We start from the raw sequence: 16,810 nt of genomic DNA, 5'->3' as shown, positions 1-16,810 counted from the left end.
AGGTTTTCTATGCACAATCGCACGTTGGCCGACCTCGACAGGGTTGTCGCACTGGGAGGCGGGCACGGTTTAGGCCGTGTGATGTCTTCGCTCTCTTCCCTAGGTTCACGGCTAACCGGCATTGTCACGACAACCGATAACGGCGGTTCGACTGGCCGTATCCGTCGTTCCGAAGGCGGTATTGCCTGGGGCGATACCCGCAACTGCCTGAACCAACTGATCACCACGCCCAGCGTGGCATCTGCGATGTTTGAGTACCGGTTTAGCGGTAACGGTGAACTTGCCGGACACAATCTGGGGAATCTGATGCTGAAAGCACTGGATCACCTAAGCGTGCGGCCGCTGGAAGCCATCAATCTGATTCGCAACCTGCTCAAAGTCGATGCCTTATTGATTCCGATGTCCGAGCATCCGGTCGATTTGATGGCGATTGATGAACAGGGTAACCCCGTTTATGGCGAAGTCGAGATCGATCAATTGGCAGTGTTACCGCAAGATTTGCTGCTATACCCAACGGTGCAGGCTACGCACGAAGCGATTGATGCCATCGCCGCAGCCGATCTGATTTTGATTGGCCCCGGCAGCTTTCTTACCAGCATAATGCCGCTCATGTTATTGGAAGATCTCACTAGCGCCCTGTGTAACACAGCAGCACCTATGATCTACATCGACAATCTGGGAAGTGAATTAAGTAACCCCGCCGCGCAACTGACGCCGGCGAAGAAATTGCGCTGGATAGAACGCAAAATAGGGAAACGTTTGGTCGATGCGGCAATCGTCGGTCCGACAGTCGATGTCAGTCAGATCGGCGATCGCCTGATCGTGCAACAAGCGCTGGCCGCCGCCGATGTGCCTCACCACCATGACCGTGGGCTACTGCGCCAGGCTATCGATCGCGCGCTACTGATGCTGGATGCTAAACCCTGCTTAACCCCTACTCGGTGAAAACGGCTATTTCTGCCCCCCAGTGAACGCTGGCATCGTTAGGATATCGCTATAAATTGTGCGCGTAGTGCCTGCACCTCGTCGCGTAAGGCGGCTGCCTCTTCAAATTCAAGGTTCTGCGCGTGTGCCAACATTTTGCTTTCCAACTCGCGGATTTTCAGTTCCAGCGCCTTCGGCGTCATCAGTTCATAACGAGCAGCGGGTTCTGCCGCTTTACGGTTAGTACGCCCCTTGCCTTTGTTTGTCGGCTGACCCAATTGAAGAATATCGGAAATTTTCTTATTAAGCCCCTGCGGCACAATCCCGTGTTCGGTATTATACGCCTGCTGCTTTTCACGGCGGCGTTCCGTTTCGCCAATCGCTTTCGCCATGGATGGCGTAATCTTGTCACCGTAGAGAATCGCCTTACCACGCAGGTTACGCGCCGCACGACCAATGGTTTGGATCAGCGAACGCTCGGAACGCAGAAAGCCTTCCTTATCGGCATCCAGAATCGCCACCAGCGACACTTCTGGCATATCCAACCCTTCACGCAACAGGTTGATACCCACCAACACGTCGAACTCGCCAAGGCGTAAATCACGGATAATCTCCACACGTTCAACGGTATCAATATCCGAGTGCAGATAGCGTACCCGCTCACCGTGCTCTTCCAGATATTCCGTTAGGTCTTCCGCCATGCGCTTGGTCAACGTCGTGACCAGCACGCGTTCGTTAATCGCGGCACGCTGGCGAATCTCGGAAAGCAGGTCGTCAACCTGTGTCGCCACCGGCCGCACTTCAATAATCGGATCGAGTAATCCAGTGGGGCGAACAACCTGATCGATCACTTCACCACCCGATTTTTCCAGCTCATAGTTACCCGGCGTCGCGGACACATAGATCGTTTGCGGCGCTAACGCTTCGAATTCCTCAAATTTCATCGGACGGTTATCCAGCGCCGAAGGGAGCCGGAAACCATATTCGACCAGCGTCTCTTTGCGCGCGCGGTCGCCGCGATACATACCGCCGATTTGCGGGACGGTGACGTGGGATTCATCGATGACTAACAGTCCATCGGCAGGCAGATAGTCAAACAGGGTCGGTGGCGGTTCACCGGGGCCACGCCCGGACAGGTAGCGCGAGTAGTTTTCAATGCCGGAGCAGTAGCCCAGTTCGTTCATCATTTCCAGATCGAACTGCGTACGCTGGCTCAGCCGCTGCTCCTCCACCAGCTTATTATTCGCCAGTAACACTTTTCGGCGATCGGCCAATTCGACTTTAATCTCTTCCATCGCCTGTAAAATCCGCTCCCGCGGCGTCACGTAGTGCGTTTTAGGATAGATGGTATAGCGCGGCACCGTCTGGAGAACGTGTCCCGTCAGCGGGTCAAACAGCGACAACCGTTCCACTTCTTCATCAAACAGTTCAACCCGCAGCGCGACGTCGTCGGATTCCGCAGGGAAAATATCGATCACTTCGCCGCGTACGCGGAAGGTACCACGCTGAAACGCCTGATCGTTGCGGGAATACTGCAACTCGGCCAGACGTCGCAAAATCGCGCGCTGGTCAATCAGCATCCCTTGCGTCAGGTGCAGCATCATTTTCAGATAGAGATCGGGATCGCCCAGACCATAGATCGCCGAGACGGAAGCCACGACGATCACGTCGCGCCTTTCCAATAGCGCTTTGGTGGCGGAAAGACGCATCTGTTCGATGTGTTCGTTAACCGAGGCGTCTTTCTCAATAAAGGTGTCGGAGCTCGGAACATAGGCTTCCGGCTGATAATAGTCGTAGTACGAGACGAAGTACTCGACGGCATTGTTGGGGAAAAAGGCCTTCATTTCCCCATACAATTGGGCCGCCAGCGTTTTGTTAGGCGCCAGCATCATGGTCGGCCGATTAAGGTCGGCAATCACATTCGCGATGGTAAACGTTTTGCCAGATCCCGTCACGCCAAGCAGCGTTTGGTGCGCTAACCCGTCTTCCAATCCTTCTTTTAAACGACGAATGGCTTCAGGCTGGTCGCCCGCTGGTTTAAAGTCGGAATGCAGTGTAAATACTTTACTCATCGCTAGACACGCTACTTATCATTTTTAGCCATCGCGCAATACGCGAGGTTTGTGAATGGATGCCTGAAGGCAGGTAAACGGCACAGCAAACAATTTCAGTCTCTCGCATTGTCGCCCCTACACGCTGGCGACGCACGTCGAGTCCTGTATTCTGAATGCCAATCAGGGAATTCGCCACCGCCATGATACTGGATATAAAAACAGCATCAAGACATTATCACTCGATTGAATTATTCATCGGCGAATGAATTCGCTAGCACATTTATCTTTATTCTAGCAAATAAAATCTGCATGATTTATCCCCAGAATAGATAAAGTTGTAACATTACTGGATAGACGGAGAGGTTAATTTATACAGCGATCGGGTATTGATGATCAAGACGCTTGATTTTACCTAACTACATGATAATAAATATATTATAAAAACAGTGGAGAATAGCGCCAACCCGGCGGCAACCCGCGTCAGTTCTCGGTTGGCGCACGTTGTCTATCCCTAATACACATGGTTATCCACAGAAATGGTGGATAACTCCCACAACCCCGCATCAGCACTGAGTTAACGAAATGCCACCGTCATTCATGATGCTCTCTGATAGGAATTTTCTTCACACGTCTTCTGTGATTTTTCGTATGACGATTAGACAGGAAAAGCATAAAACGGCGAAGTACTACACCACGCCATTGGGTGATTAGAGGGCAATAAAATAGGTTTATCCTATTAATGTCGGTAAAATATTATATTTTTTATATAAAAACAGTTGAATGTCGTAAACAACACCAACCGTGATGTGATTTCACGCTGCCGAAGTAAACTCCCCCCTATCCCATCAGGGCGACTGGAATAGGCTCTACAATTGTCATCGCTATATTGATGGCAGCAGTACCACCTGCATACTGACCGTTTTCCTCGTCAGATCCACCGCGAGTATGATTCTCTTGGCACCATCCTGACTCAACCATACTTCCCCATCATCTGGCGATCGCTTTTCCAGGGTACAGCCTATTGAAACAAGGTAGCGCCGTAACGCTGCGATATCCGTGGTATCGGTAAAATAAACCGCACTCACTTCCGAAGCAGGGCCATCAGCCGGCGCGTTCACAAACCGATAGCTCGCCGATATTCGCGGCGCGCCTTTGATGATATCGTCTGTGAGCGTTTCATAAAGGGCCTTGTCTTCCATCGTGTAATCTTCACTTTCGAATTGAAAACCTGAGAAAAACCACCACAACAACCCCGTCGCGATGATACAGGCCATACATAGGTCGCACAGTAATCGATAGGCTTTTGCCATTTATCCTTCCCAAGGGCGCTAATGCCTTCCGGTTTATCATCTCCACCACGGCGGCGGCGGCGATCGAATTTCTAAAGCGACGGTTCTTCCCTCTACGTCAACAGCAAGGGTTATCGCTTTGCTCTTATCGTGACTTAGCCACATTTCGACATTGGCTTCTGTCATCTCAAGGGTACAGCCGAGGGAGGCAAGGTAGCCTTTCAGTGTGGCAATATCCGTAATGTTTTCAAAATACACCGCACTCACTTCCGCAGCAGCTCCCACGGGAGAATAATGAACAAACCGATAAACTGGCGAAATACGCGGAGCGCCCTTAACAATATCGTCTGTGAGCCTTTCGTATAGGGTGTTGTCCTCCTGGCTATAAAATTCAACATTTGGACCGGAATCAGAACCAGACCCGAAAATAAACCAGATCCCGGCCCCCACGGCGATGATGACCCCCATGACCAGATTTCTCAGTAAACGATATAACGTCGCCATTTATCCCCCTGAGAATTTCAGGTGCAGCCCTGTCCCATCATCAACCACGATATCCACCCGCTCAGAGGGAGCCGAGAGGTAGGGTTTAATCCTGGTCATAAAGGCAGGCAACGTTCCAAAGTAGGGGCGCGCATTAGGATGCTTATCGGGATCGGGGAAAAGTAATGGTTTGAATGATTCATTCTTAAACGAGCCAATCGGTCCATAAAAATCCCAGCGCTTTAATGCTTCATCCCTGCTAACGGGCTTGAGCTCAGAGAAATAATGTATGCCATCAATGACGCGATAAAAGCCTAATAAATCCGAGACGAGATCTTCTCCACTAAACCCACTATCAGTAAGAAGATTAAACGGAAAGCCAGCTTGCAGGCTCTCAAAACGGCGAGCCACGGTCATCATCATCGCAAGCGCAATAGTCAGGCGCTCGCGACGTGATACCCCTTTTCGAATGCGCCAGACAGTATGTTTAGCTATGCCGATTCTTTTTCTGAATTTCTGCATATCCTGGAAATATTTTACATAATAATACGGCTGATTCCCGCGTTCCCCCGCCTCAAATTGCAGTAATAACCTTCTGATGTCACCACCTTGCGCATGACCTAAATCAACCCAGCCAAGCACTTCGGTATAGACTAAGCCATAAATTAGCGTGCTTGCCGTTACTCCCTCAACAATATCCGATCGTTTACTCATAACATTCTCACATATCCCTATTTGCAGATAACCGCGCAGAAAAAAATAATAAGATTCCATACCATTAAGACTATTGGGATAGCGTCTAAACGTGTAATCCATTCATATAACGGTATCTTGCCAAAACAAATAGGAACTGGTGCGTGCTGTCACATGTTCCCACTCAATCGTATTAAATTTAAAGGAGAGGCTTTCGCTCGGTTGCAAATCATTATGCGTTAAAGAATTAGGGTATATCGCATTAATATCCGTAATCAGCCCGCCTAACAGTTTTATTTTGAAATAACATTCATTACCGCCCGCCATAGCGGTCCGATAAAGCGAAAACGTACAGGTTAATACTTCTTTATCGCCCAAGGCTTGGGAGAGTAGCGGCGTAGATTTATCAATCGGTTTTCTGATTTGCAGGGGGTAGCAGGCGATATTATCTTCCCGCGTAACGCTGGTGTTTAACTCGTAAACAAAAATCTCATCTTCATGTCCAGATTGATGCAGGTTGCCGACGGAGGCCATGGTAGAACACCCAGCCGATATCAATCCTTGCTTATCACCGCTTAATGACAGGTAAATAATATTCGCCATGATACATTCCTTGAATCACGTTAATTGTTCTCATAATCATTTCTAATAAAAGCATTTCCAACAAAATATCTTCATTGAAATAAAGGCTACTGAAATGAGTCTATCACCATTATTCTCCCTGAGACCAGATATTAATAAAAAACCGTTCTCAGAATAAGGCAGCATTAGCGATATCATTAATCATGGCAAGCTGGTCTTCTCTATAATAAATGAATGATTTCATTATTATGCAATATGAGATAATTAGCCAAAAATAAATAGCCCGCACTCGCTACTTCATCACGTTAGTTATTTCGCTAACTCTTACTTCTATCATCCTTATAACCATCCAATCGTTAGGTATTGCCCCAGATTATGCTGATGAATATCTGGTAAGTAAGGAATCTCCCCCAGCATCGGCGCGGACAGGCGCTGTTGTAGCGTTTGCAGATACGGCTGATGCCATTTACCGGGGGGGATGACGTCGTTGGCAATCCAGCCGCCAAGGTGCAGCCCCGCATGCCGAATAGCGTTAGCGGTTAGCAGCGCGTGGTTGATACACCCCAGTTTGATACCCACCACCAAAATTACGGGAAGTTGTTCCCTAATCACCCAATCGGCAAACGTCACCCGATCGGACAGCGGCGTAAACCACCCGCCCGCTCCCTCAACCAGCAACCAGTCTGCCTGTGTTTCTAACGCCCGCAGACCGGCGGATAACGTCGAAAGAGAGATCGGCCGCTGCGCTACCGCGCTGATAATATGCGGTGAAGTCGGTTCCATAAATGCCAGCGGGTTCACGGCCTCATAATCGAGCCGGACGCTGCTATTCGCCTGAAGCGCCAGCGCATCGCCGTTGCGCATGCCTGCAGCCGTCATTTGACAGCCGGAAGCGACGGGTTTGTAACCGGCGGTGCGATATCCCGCCTGATTCGCCGCCTGAAGCAACGCCATGCTGGCGACCGTTTTCCCCACGTCGGTGTCCGTTCCCGTCACAAACCAACGCTTAATCACGATAAATAATTCCATAAACCAGTTGATAACTGAGCGGATAACCGCCCTGTTCTTGCGGATAGTGGGCAGAGAGCGCCGCCAGGCGCGCCCGACTCAATAACCCCGGCGCCCGTCCTTCATGCAGCCAGGTCGCGCCAATCCCTTTTAGCGATTTCATTAGCGCCACGACATCAGGGAACAGGCAGACCTCATGTTCTTGCACCAGGTGATGCCTATAGCGCTGACAGGCCGCGTCAATAGCGGCAAACGATAGGAAGCGATTCGTCCGCCGCGTGCCGTCTACCCGCTGCCACGCCTGTGATAGCTCGCACAAAGACCCTTCTGCCAACGTAGAAAAGGCCATGATCCCCCCTGACCGCGTCACCCGGTAGAACTCCGCCAACGTCCGAGGTAAGTCGTCACACCATTGCACCGCAAGATTGCTGTAGCTGATATCCACGCTGCCATCCGCCAGCGGCAAGTTTTCAATATCGCCCGCTAAGTAGTAGTCGGCCACCTGCCGCTCACGTGCGTAGCCGAGCATTTCCGCCGATAAATCCAGCGCAATGACCTTTTTTCCGTGTTGACGCCAGTACCGACTGAAGTGCCCGGTTCCGCACCCGGCATCCAATACCTGTAGTAATCCGCTGTGAGAGGGCATTAGCGCCAACAGGCGATCGCCGCTGATGCGCTGCAACGCGGCAAAACGGTCGTAGCCCGACGCCGCGCGGCCAAATGCCAGCGCTATTGCCTGCTTGTTATCGTTCAGTGTCGGCATGATGTAATTCCGTCAGCAAACGGTGGATATCTTCAGGCTGATGCTGCGCCGTCAGCGTAATTCGCAGGCGCGCGCTACCGGGCGGCACCGTCGGCGGCCGCATGGCGCTGACCCACACTCCTTGTTCGCGCAGGCGGCTTGTCAACGCCAACGCGCGCGCGTTCTCGCCAACAATGAGCGGTTGAATTGCGCTCTGTGAATCCATCAGTTGATAGGACGAGTTGGAAAAGCCTGCGCGGAACTGCTCAATATTGCACCGTAACGCTCTACGCTGCGCGTCGCCCTGACGAATGCAGTTAACCGCTGCGCTCAGCGCGCAGGCCTGCGCGGCGGGCATCGCGGTGCTGTAAATCAAATGACGGGCAAATTGCAGGAAGTATTCAGCAAGCGGCTCAGCGCACAATACCGCCGCACCACTGACACCAAACGCTTTGCCAAACGTGACGATCAACAGTTCCGGTTTGACGCCCTGCGCCCAGCAACTCCCCCGGCCTTCATCACCGAGTACGCCAATGCCATGCGCATCATCCACCATTAGCCAGGCGGCGTGTGCCCGGCACTGCTCAGCCAACGCAGGCAGCGGCGCCGTGTCGCCATCCATACTGAAAACCCCCTCGGTCACCACCAGCGTCTGGCCGTCAGTCGTTTTTTTTAGCAGCGCTCGCAGACTATCGGCCTGATTGTGTTGGAAGCGCCTCAGCGTTGCCGGACACTGCGCTGCCGCTTCCAGCAACGAAGCGTGGCTCAACCTGTCGGCCAAAATACGATCTTCCGCCTGTGCCAGCGCGGCTACCACGGCCTGATTCGCGGCATAGCCGGAAATAAACAACAGCGCTCGCGGGTAGCCCAGCCAATCGGCAAGCTGGCTCTCCAGCATTGCATGAGCATCGGTATACCCGACGACATGACCTGAACCGCCGCTGCCAACCCCGTAGCGTTCAGCCCCCTGCTGCCAGGCATGGACAATTTCAGGGTGATGGCTTAGCCCCAGATAGTCATTGCTGGAAAAATTCAGATAGCGGCGATCGCCCTGCATCAGCCAGCGCCCGCTGCCGCCTTGATTCGCGATCCTCGATCGGTAAGCGTCCTCGTAACGGCGCTGTGCCAGCGCAGTTTCGATACGTTGCAGCCAGCTCATGATGCTCCCCTTACCTGGCGATGGGCGTGCAGGGCGTTACATTGCGGCATTATAAAATTGCTCGTTATCCGCGTTAATCAGCTGTTCCGCCAACCGCTGTTGCTGTTGGTTGTCACCATAGTCGGTGGACGCCTGCTGCGGGTTGAGCCCTAGTTTGAGGAACAACGCCAGATCTTTATCCTCTTTCGGATTGGGGGTCGTAAGCAGTTTACAGCCGTAGAAAATCGAATTGGCGCCGGCCATAAAGCACATCGCCTGCGTTTGTTCACTCATTTGCTCGCGACCGGCGGACAAGCGCACATAGGAGGTCGGCATCATGATACGCGCCACGGCGATAGTACGAATGAAATCAAACGGATCGACATCCTCATTCTCCGCCAGCGGCGTCCCTTTCACTTTGACCAACATGTTAATCGGCACACTTTCTGGCGGCGTCGGTAGGTTAGCCAGTTGCACCAGCAGCCCGGCGCGATCGCGCACGGTTTCTCCCAACCCCACGATGCCGCCTGAGCACACTTTAATCCCCGCGTCGCGCACCTTATCCAACGTATCGAGGCGTTCCTGGTAGGTGCGAGTCGTGATAATGCTGCCGTAGAATTCCGGCGAGGTGTCGAGATTATGGTTGTAGAAGTCCAGCCCGGCCGCCGCCAGACGTTCAGCCTGATCGCGGTGCAATGTCCCCAACGTCATACAGGTTTCCATGCCCATCGCTTTGACACCTTGCACCATCTGTTCCAGATAGGGCATATCACGCTCATGGGGGTTTTTCCACGCGGCCCCCATACAGAAACGTGTCGACCCGGCAGCTTTTGCCTGACGAGCCGATTCCAACACCTGTTCGACCTGCATCAGACGCTCAGTCTCAATTCCGGTGCGATAGCGGGAACTCTGCGGACAATATTTACAGTCCTCTGGGCACGCGCCTGTCTTTATAGACAGTAACGTACTTACCTGCACCTGGCGGGGATCAAAATGCTGGCGGTGAACCTGCTGCGCCTCAAACATCAGTTCCAGAAACGGCCTATTAAATAAGTCTTGCGCTTGCTCCAGCGTCCAAACAATGCGGTCAGACATCCTGATATCTCCACACAAAAAACGTTTCATCAGTGTAAATTAACCCGCTACACTGTCAACCAATTTAACATATATATGGTTTACAATGGATCACTATGAACGCAGAAGAGATTACGTTTGACCAGCGCCATATCTGGCATCCCTACACGTCGATGACCGCGCCGCTGCCCTGCTATCCCGTGGTATCAGCCAGCGGCGTGATGCTTACGTTGGCAGACGGGCGTCACCTGATTGACGGCATGTCATCCTGGTGGTCTGCCATTCACGGCTATAATCACCCCGTCATTAATCAGGCGGTACAAGCCCAACTCGGTCAGATGGCGCACGTCATGTTTGGCGGTATCACCCATCCGGCGGCGGTGGCGCTATGCCGCCGACTCGTGGATATCACGCCGCAAGGACTGGAATGCGTTTTTCTGGCAGATTCCGGGTCGGTCGCCGTCGAAGTAGCAATGAAAATGGCGCTGCAATATTGGCAGGCGCGCGGTGAAAAGCGTCAACGCTTTCTTACCCTGCGCCACGGCTATCATGGCGATACATTTGGCGCGATGTCCGTATGCGACCCGCAGAATTCCATGCATAGCCTGTATCAGGGGTACTTGCCAGCCCATCTGTTTGTCTCCGCCCCGCCGTTAGCGCTTACTGGCGAAGGCGGATTTGCCGACGAATGGCAGGAAGCCGAGATTGCCCCGTTTCAGTCTCTGCTAGAGACGCACGCTCACGCTATTGCCGCAGTAATACTGGAACCTATCGTGCAGGGCGCTGGCGGAATGCGGTTTTACCATCCGGCCTACCTGCGCCGCGTACGGGAACTGTGCGATCAATGGGGCGTGTTATTGATTGCCGATGAGATTGCCACGGGGTTTGGTCGCACGGGTAAGCTATTTGCCTGTGAACATGCGGGAATCGCACCCGATATCCTGTGTCTGGGGAAAGCGCTGACCGGCGGTTATATGACGCTCTCCGCCACGTTAACCACGCGCACAGTGGCGGAAACCATCAGCAACGGCACCGCTGGCTGCTTTATGCATGGCCCGACGTTTATGGGTAACCCGCTCGCCTGCGCGGCAGCCAATGCCAGCTTATCGCTACTGGCGGAAAATCGCTGGCCGGAATACGTCCTAAATATAGAAAGGCAACTACGCGAGTCGTTGGCCCCTTGCACCCATTCCCCATTAGTCGCAAACGTTCGTGTGCTGGGCGCTATTGGCGTGGTGGAAACACGGCGTCCGGTTAATATGGCGCGACTCCAGCGTTTCTTCGTCCAACGCGGCGTGTGGATCCGTCCCTTTGGCCGCCTCATTTATCTGATGCCACCGTTTATCATTCAGCCCGCGGAGTTGCGTAAGCTGACCAACGCCATCCATGACGCGGTTCGTGACGAACAATTATTTGAATAATCGACAGCCAAGGCGCACATAAACGTGCGCTTCTAAAGCGCACACTGCGTTTTATTTCATCTTATTACTATTTATTATCGATCTTATAATTATTTTTACGAATAAGATTTTCATTTTATTGGTGAATGACACGTTGAATTATGCTGATATTCGATGAAATAATAATAACTGTTAACCACACCACACTTTATATTCGTTCTGCCATAGATACTGACTAAGATCCTATCCCAGTAGGCGTCATTGTCGCAGTCAGTTTGGTCACGGACAGCGCGCAGAAACCGGAGCGTACACGGAGTACGCGAGGATTTCGAGCACTGCCCAGGGCCAAAATGGCAAGTAAAATAGCCCTAATGGGATAGGGTCTACATACGCACTAAATTTCACCATGAAACATCCTAAGCATATATTAAAAGGAGATTTATTATGCTTATTATGCAGACTCAATCGCAGCAAACTTTGCGCACTTTGCTTCCCGTATTCCTCTCTGCTTTATTACTCTCACCATTAACCGCTTCTGCGGCCAGTTCATCAAAGGATGCTGACAAACTCTATTTTGAAAAAAATAAATATTATGTATTCAATAATGTCTGGGGAAAAGATGAAGTAAAGGGGTGGCAGCAAACCGTTTTCTACAACAGCCCAACCAGCATGGGATGGCGCTGGCACTGGCCAAGCAACAGTTCCAGCGTCAAAGCCTATCCATCGCTGGTGAGCGGCTGGCACTGGACTGCAGGCTATACCGCCAATAGCGGGCTGCCGATAAGGTTATCCAGCAACAAGAGCATCACCAGCAACGTCACCTATTCCATCAACGCCACGGGGACTTATAACGCGGCATATGATATTTGGTTCCACACGACCAATAAAGCCAGTTGGGACACGGCCCCGACCGACGAATTGATGATCTGGCTAAATAATACCCATGCCGGCCCTGCGGGCGACTATTTTGAAACGGTTTTCCTCGGCGGCAGTAGCTGGAACGTATTCAAAGGCTGGATCAATTCGGGTAATGGCAAAGGTTGGAATGTCTTCTCATTTGTCCGCACCTCCAACAGCAATAAGGCGTCGCTCAATATTCGCCATTTCACCAACTATCTGGTGGGAAAGAACTGGATGAGCAATACAAAATATATCAGTAGCGTGGAGTTTGGCACCGAGATCTTTGGCGGTGACGGGCAGATCGACATCACAAAGTGGAGCGTAGACGTTAAATAGCGCCCCTGTCGTTTCCTTTATTCTTTTCGGTTCAGTCCCGACGATCGCGCTGCGCGGGCTGAACCGAATCACGCGTTCCCTCACGCTTTTTCATTTCCAGCTCGGCCCTGGGCCAACATGGCAAGTAAAATAGCCTTAATCGGATAGGTTCTAAGCAGGAATGCCTGCCCTTCCCCACCAAGATTCGTGATCTGTGGCACGCCAATTCCATTAGCGTTATGATAATCCCCTCTGTTAATCAGGAATTTCCCATGCGTAATACATTCATCGTTTGCTGGCAGTATCTACGCGCTTTCGCATTGATTTATCTCTGCCTGCTGGCAGGCAATGCGGTATCCGCGTTACTCCCGTTCTCTATCCCCGGCAGCATCATTGGTATGCTTGTGCTTTTCGCTCTTCTGGCTTCGCAAATTCTGCCTGCGCAGTGGGTAAAACCTGGGTGCCAACTCCTTATCCGTCATATGGCGCTGCTGTTCGTCCCTATCGGCGTCGGCGTTATGAATTATTATGATCTGGTGAGCCAACAGTTTGGCCCTATCGTGGTTTCCTGCCTGATCAGTACGTTTATTGTGATGTTGGTGGTGGGTTTCAGTACCCAGATCATGCAGCGCGAACGCGCCATGGCGGGCGATCGCGCAGCGTCGAAGGAAAATAAATAATGTTCAGCTATTTGTGGTGGTCTTTGCCCCTGACTCTCGTGGTGTTTTTTGCCGCACGCAAACTCGCGGTGTTAAGCAAAATGTCCCTGCTAAACCCGCTGCTGGTCTCAATGGCGATTATTATTCCGCTATTGCTGGTGTTGAAGATTCCCTATGAGCACTATTTTCAAGGCAGCAAGGTACTTAACGATTTGCTACAACCGGCGGTAGTCGCCCTGGCCTTCCCGTTGTATGAACAACTACACCAGATCCGCGCCCGCTGGAAATCGATCATCAGCGTATGCTTCATCGGCAGTCTGAGCGCCATCACCTCCGGCACGCTCGTGGCGCTGTGGATGGGCGCATCGCCGGAAATTGCGGCTTCGGTATTGCCCAAGTCCGTCACTACGCCGATTGCGATGGCCGTCGCCAGCACGATCGGTGGTATACCGGCGATCAGCGCGGTTTGCGTCATTTTTGTTGGTATTGTGGGTGCCGTTTTCGGCCATAGTCTGTTCGATCGCATCGGTATTAAAACCAAAGCGGCCCGTGGGCTGTCAATGGGCACCGCCTCGCACGCCCTTGGCACTGCTCGCTGTGCGGAGGTGGATTATCAGGAAGGCGCATTCAGTTCTCTGGCGCTAGTCATCTGCGGGATTATCACCTCGCTCGTTGCGCCGTTTATCTTCCCCCTGCTCCTGCACCTGGCAGGGTGATCACAGAAGGGAACGGCGTAAACCTGCGTCGTTCCTTAGCGTCGCATCATGTTTAAGGGGCCGGTTCTCTGTAACTATTTTAATTAACAATTTCTGTACATATTCTCTAAGTAATTTAAGATCCCCCGCAGTCTTATCGACAACACCTGAGTTTTTCCTGTCATCCGAAGAGTGAAAAGTCATGGAATTAGAATACGAAAGCAAACGTCCTCTCCATATTCCTTACGCTGGCCCTATCTTGCTTGAATTCCCCTTGCTCAACAAAGGCAGCGCATTTACCGCAGAAGAGCGCGCTAATTTTAACCTGCACGGTCTGCTGCCTGAAGCCGTTGAAACCATTGAAGAACAAGCAGAACGTGCCTGGCGTCAATATCAGGAATTCCAAAACGATATTGATAAACATGTTTATCTACGCAACATTCAGGATACTAACGAAACCCTGTTCTATCGCCTATTGGATGGGCATCTGAGTGAAATGATGCCCATTATCTACACCCCTACCGTGGGTGAGGCTTGTGAGCACTTCTCCGATATCTATCGCCGCGCCCGTGGCCTGTTTATCGCTTATCCAAATCGCGCTTATATCGACGATATGCTGCAAAACGCCACTAAACAAAATGTGAAGGTCATCGTGGTGACCGACGGTGAGCGTATTCTGGGTTTAGGCGATCAGGGTATCGGCGGTATGGGGATCCCCATCGGTAAGCTGTCGCTCTACACCGCCTGCGGCGGTATCAGCCCGGCCTACACCCTGCCCGTGGTTCTGGATGTCGGTACGAATAATCCTCAACGCCTTAACGATCCGCTGTATATGGGCTGGCGTCACCCGCGTATCACGGGCGATGAATATTATGCCTTCGTGGATGAGTTCATTCAGGCCGTTAAGCGCCGTTGGCCAAACGTGTTGTTGCAGTTTGAAGATTTTGCTCAGAAAAACGCCACTCCGCTGCTAAATCGCTATCGCGATGAAATCTGTAGCTTTAACGATGATATCCAGGGAACCGCGGCGGTCGCGTTGGGTAGCCTGATTGCCGCCAGCCGTGCGGCGGGTACGCAGTTGCGCGATCAGACAGTCGCGTTTCTGGGCGCGGGTTCCGCCGGTTGTGGCATCGCGGAACAAATTATCGCGCAGATGAAATCGGAAGGGCTCAGCGAGGAAGAAGCGCGCGCGCGCGTGTTCATGGTGGATCGTTTTGGTCTGCTGACCGATAAGCTGCCGAATCTGCTCGATTTTCAGAGCAAGCTGGTGCAGAAAAGCGATCGTCTGGCCGGATGGGACTGCAACAGCGACGCGATCTCACTACTCGAAGTGGTGCGTAATGCCAAGCCGACGATTCTGATCGGCGTGTCCGGTCAACCGGGCTTGTTTACGGAAGAGATCATCCGTGAAATGCACAAACACTGCGCTCGCCCTATTGTCATGCCGTTGTCTAATCCGACGTCGCGCGTGGAAGCCCGCCCTGAGGATATTATCAACTGGACCGCAGGTGCGGCGTTGGTTGCGACCGGTAGCCCGTTCTCTCCGGTACGCTATCAGGATAAGGTCTACCCTATCGCCCAGTGCAATAACTCTTATATTTTCCCAGGCATTGGGTTAGGGGTGCTAGCATCCGGCGCCAAACGTATCACTGACGGCATGCTGATGGCCGCCAGCCGCGCACTGGCTGACTGCTCGCCGTTGGCGAATGACGGTGAAGGCGCGCTACTGCCCGATCTGTCCAACATTCAGCAGGTGTCCAGACGTATTGCACTGGAAGTAGGTAAAGCGGCACAGTTGCAAGGGGTTGCCGTTGTCACCTCGTCGGATGCGCTACAGCAGGCGATTGAGCACAACTTCTGGCAACCGCAATACCGTAGCTACAAACGGACCTCATTCTAAGCCTCCTTACGATTGAAAAGCGCGGCATGACATGCCGCGCTTTTTTTATGTTCTCAACTTTGGATCGAGCGCATCGCGCAGGCCATCGCCTAAGAGGTTAAACGCCAGCACCGTTAAAAAGATCGCCAGGCTGGGAAAGATGGCGACATGTGGCGCGATCACCATATCGGATCGTGCCTCATTGAGCATTGCCCCCCATTCCGGCATCGGCGGCTGGGCGCCAAGCCCTAAAAAAGAAAGACTGGCGGCGGTGATGATCGACATGCCGATGCGCATTGAGAAAAACACTACGATAGAGGAGACCGAACCAGGCAAAATATGCCGAAAGAGGATCGCCGCGTCACTCGCGCCTATGCTGCGGGCGGATTCGATGTAGGTAAGCTGTTTCAGCACGAGCGTATTGCCCCGCACCAGTCGGGCAAAGGCGGGAATACTGAAAATCGCTACGGCGACAATGACATTCGCCATTCCGCTGCCCATGATGGCAACGACGGCAATCGCCAGCAGAATCCCAGGAAAGGCAAACAGCACATCGCAAATGCGCATAATGATTCTGTCCGACCACCCTTCGTAATAGCCAGCCAGTAGGCCCAGTGTCGTACCGATCACCATTCCTACCAGCACGGAAAAAATCCCGGCCGCCAGAGAGACTCTGGCCCCCATGAGAATGCGACTGAAAATATCACGCCCCAGTGAATCGACCCCCAGCCAGTGAACGGCCGTAGGGCCTTCATTCAGACGGTCATAATCGAAATAGTTTTCCGCGTCATAGGGTGTCAGATACGGTGCCAGAAAGGCGACCAGAATCAGTAACAGCACAAAGATGCCCGCGGCAACGGCCACCGGCTGCTGAAGAAAACGCCGCCCAAACTCACGCCACGGTGTACGAGCAGCTTGCTCGCTCATCACCGGGAGCGCCGTCAACATCATTTTACGTCGCCAGTCTTTCATTCC

The 16,810-nt window shown here is 52.4% G+C and carries 16 protein-coding genes; 6 read left to right on the top strand and 10 right to left on the bottom strand.

Annotation, left to right across the window (positions count from 1 at the left end; all coding sequences use genetic code 11):
- Positions 1-9: 9 nt before the first annotated feature.
- Positions 10-945: a uridine diphosphate-N-acetylglucosamine-binding protein YvcK gene (gene yvcK / locus RFN81_RS06680; protein WP_264498340.1), complete on the top strand. Its 936-nt coding sequence runs from the start codon at positions 10-12 to the stop codon at positions 943-945.
- A 38-nt stretch (positions 946-983) separates the two neighbouring features.
- Here the strand turns inward: yvcK and uvrB are convergent, their stop codons facing one another.
- From uvrB to bioB, 9 genes are all read right to left on the bottom strand, one after another.
- A complete protein-coding gene (gene uvrB, locus RFN81_RS06675; RefSeq protein ID WP_264498339.1) occupies positions 984-2,996 on the bottom strand; it encodes an excinuclease ABC subunit UvrB in 2,013 nt (670 codons plus the stop codon).
- Positions 2,997-3,859: 863 nt separating this feature from the next.
- Entirely contained in the window at positions 3,860-4,288 is a 429-nt protein-coding gene (locus RFN81_RS06670) for a hypothetical protein (protein WP_264498338.1), read from the bottom strand.
- 36 nt (positions 4,289-4,324) lie between these two features.
- Positions 4,325-4,771 (bottom strand): hypothetical protein, encoded by a 447-nt coding sequence (locus RFN81_RS06665; protein WP_264498337.1) that lies wholly within the window; start codon positions 4,769-4,771, stop codon positions 4,325-4,327.
- Positions 4,772-5,464 carry a hypothetical protein gene (locus RFN81_RS06660; RefSeq protein WP_264498899.1) on the bottom strand — a complete coding sequence of 231 codons (693 nt, stop codon included), beginning with the start codon at positions 5,462-5,464 and terminating at the stop codon, positions 4,772-4,774.
- A 102-nt stretch (positions 5,465-5,566) separates the two neighbouring features.
- Positions 5,567-6,046 (bottom strand): Hcp family type VI secretion system effector, encoded by a 480-nt coding sequence (locus RFN81_RS06655; protein WP_264498336.1) that lies wholly within the window; start codon positions 6,044-6,046, stop codon positions 5,567-5,569.
- 318 nt (positions 6,047-6,364) lie between these two features.
- Positions 6,365-7,039 carry a dethiobiotin synthase gene (gene bioD, locus RFN81_RS06650; protein ID WP_264498335.1) on the bottom strand — a complete coding sequence of 225 codons (675 nt, stop codon included), beginning with the start codon at positions 7,037-7,039 and terminating at the stop codon, positions 6,365-6,367.
- A complete protein-coding gene (gene bioC, locus RFN81_RS06645) occupies positions 7,032-7,796 on the bottom strand; it encodes a malonyl-ACP O-methyltransferase BioC (protein ID WP_264498334.1) in 765 nt (254 codons plus the stop codon). The genes bioD and bioC overlap by 8 nt, the downstream gene beginning before the upstream one ends.
- Positions 7,777-8,934: an 8-amino-7-oxononanoate synthase gene (gene bioF, locus RFN81_RS06640; protein ID WP_264498333.1), complete on the bottom strand. Its 1,158-nt coding sequence runs from the start codon at positions 8,932-8,934 to the stop codon at positions 7,777-7,779. Before bioF ends, bioC begins: the two co-directional genes overlap by 20 nt.
- 36 nt (positions 8,935-8,970) lie before the next feature.
- Entirely contained in the window at positions 8,971-10,008 is a 1,038-nt protein-coding gene (bioB, locus tag RFN81_RS06635; RefSeq protein ID WP_264498332.1) for a biotin synthase BioB, read from the bottom strand.
- Positions 10,009-10,103: 95 nt separating this feature from the next.
- Between bioB and bioA the strand changes: the two genes are divergently transcribed.
- From bioA to RFN81_RS06610, 5 genes are all read left to right on the top strand, one after another.
- Positions 10,104-11,408 carry an adenosylmethionine--8-amino-7-oxononanoate transaminase gene (bioA, locus tag RFN81_RS06630; protein WP_264498331.1) on the top strand — a complete coding sequence of 435 codons (1,305 nt, stop codon included), beginning with the start codon at positions 10,104-10,106 and terminating at the stop codon, positions 11,406-11,408.
- A gap of 423 nt (positions 11,409-11,831) precedes the next feature.
- Positions 11,832-12,623, top strand: coding sequence for a GH12 family glycosyl hydrolase domain-containing protein (locus tag RFN81_RS06625; RefSeq protein ID WP_264498330.1), 792 nt, complete (start codon positions 11,832-11,834; stop codon positions 12,621-12,623).
- A gap of 251 nt (positions 12,624-12,874) precedes the next feature.
- Entirely contained in the window at positions 12,875-13,282 is a 408-nt protein-coding gene (locus RFN81_RS06620) for a CidA/LrgA family protein (protein WP_264498329.1), read from the top strand.
- Complete coding sequence (locus RFN81_RS06615) at positions 13,282-13,977, top strand: CidB/LrgB family autolysis modulator (RefSeq protein WP_264498328.1); 696 nt, start codon at positions 13,282-13,284, stop codon at positions 13,975-13,977. The genes RFN81_RS06620 and RFN81_RS06615 overlap by 1 nt, the downstream gene beginning before the upstream one ends.
- Positions 13,978-14,158: 181 nt before the next feature.
- Positions 14,159-15,856: an NAD-dependent malic enzyme gene (locus RFN81_RS06610; RefSeq protein WP_264498327.1), complete on the top strand. Its 1,698-nt coding sequence runs from the start codon at positions 14,159-14,161 to the stop codon at positions 15,854-15,856.
- A 45-nt stretch (positions 15,857-15,901) separates the two neighbouring features.
- Here the strand turns inward: RFN81_RS06610 and gsiD are convergent, their stop codons facing one another.
- A complete protein-coding gene (gsiD, locus tag RFN81_RS06605) occupies positions 15,902-16,807 on the bottom strand; it encodes a glutathione ABC transporter permease GsiD (protein ID WP_264498326.1) in 906 nt (301 codons plus the stop codon).
- Positions 16,808-16,810 lie beyond the last annotated feature (3 nt).

The organism is Pectobacterium cacticida (genome assembly GCF_036885195.1).
Lineage (GTDB): Bacteria > Pseudomonadota > Gammaproteobacteria > Enterobacterales > Enterobacteriaceae > Pectobacterium > Pectobacterium cacticida.
The sequence above is the reverse complement of the archived record's forward strand: the minus strand, read 5'-3'. Positions and strand labels throughout refer to the sequence as shown.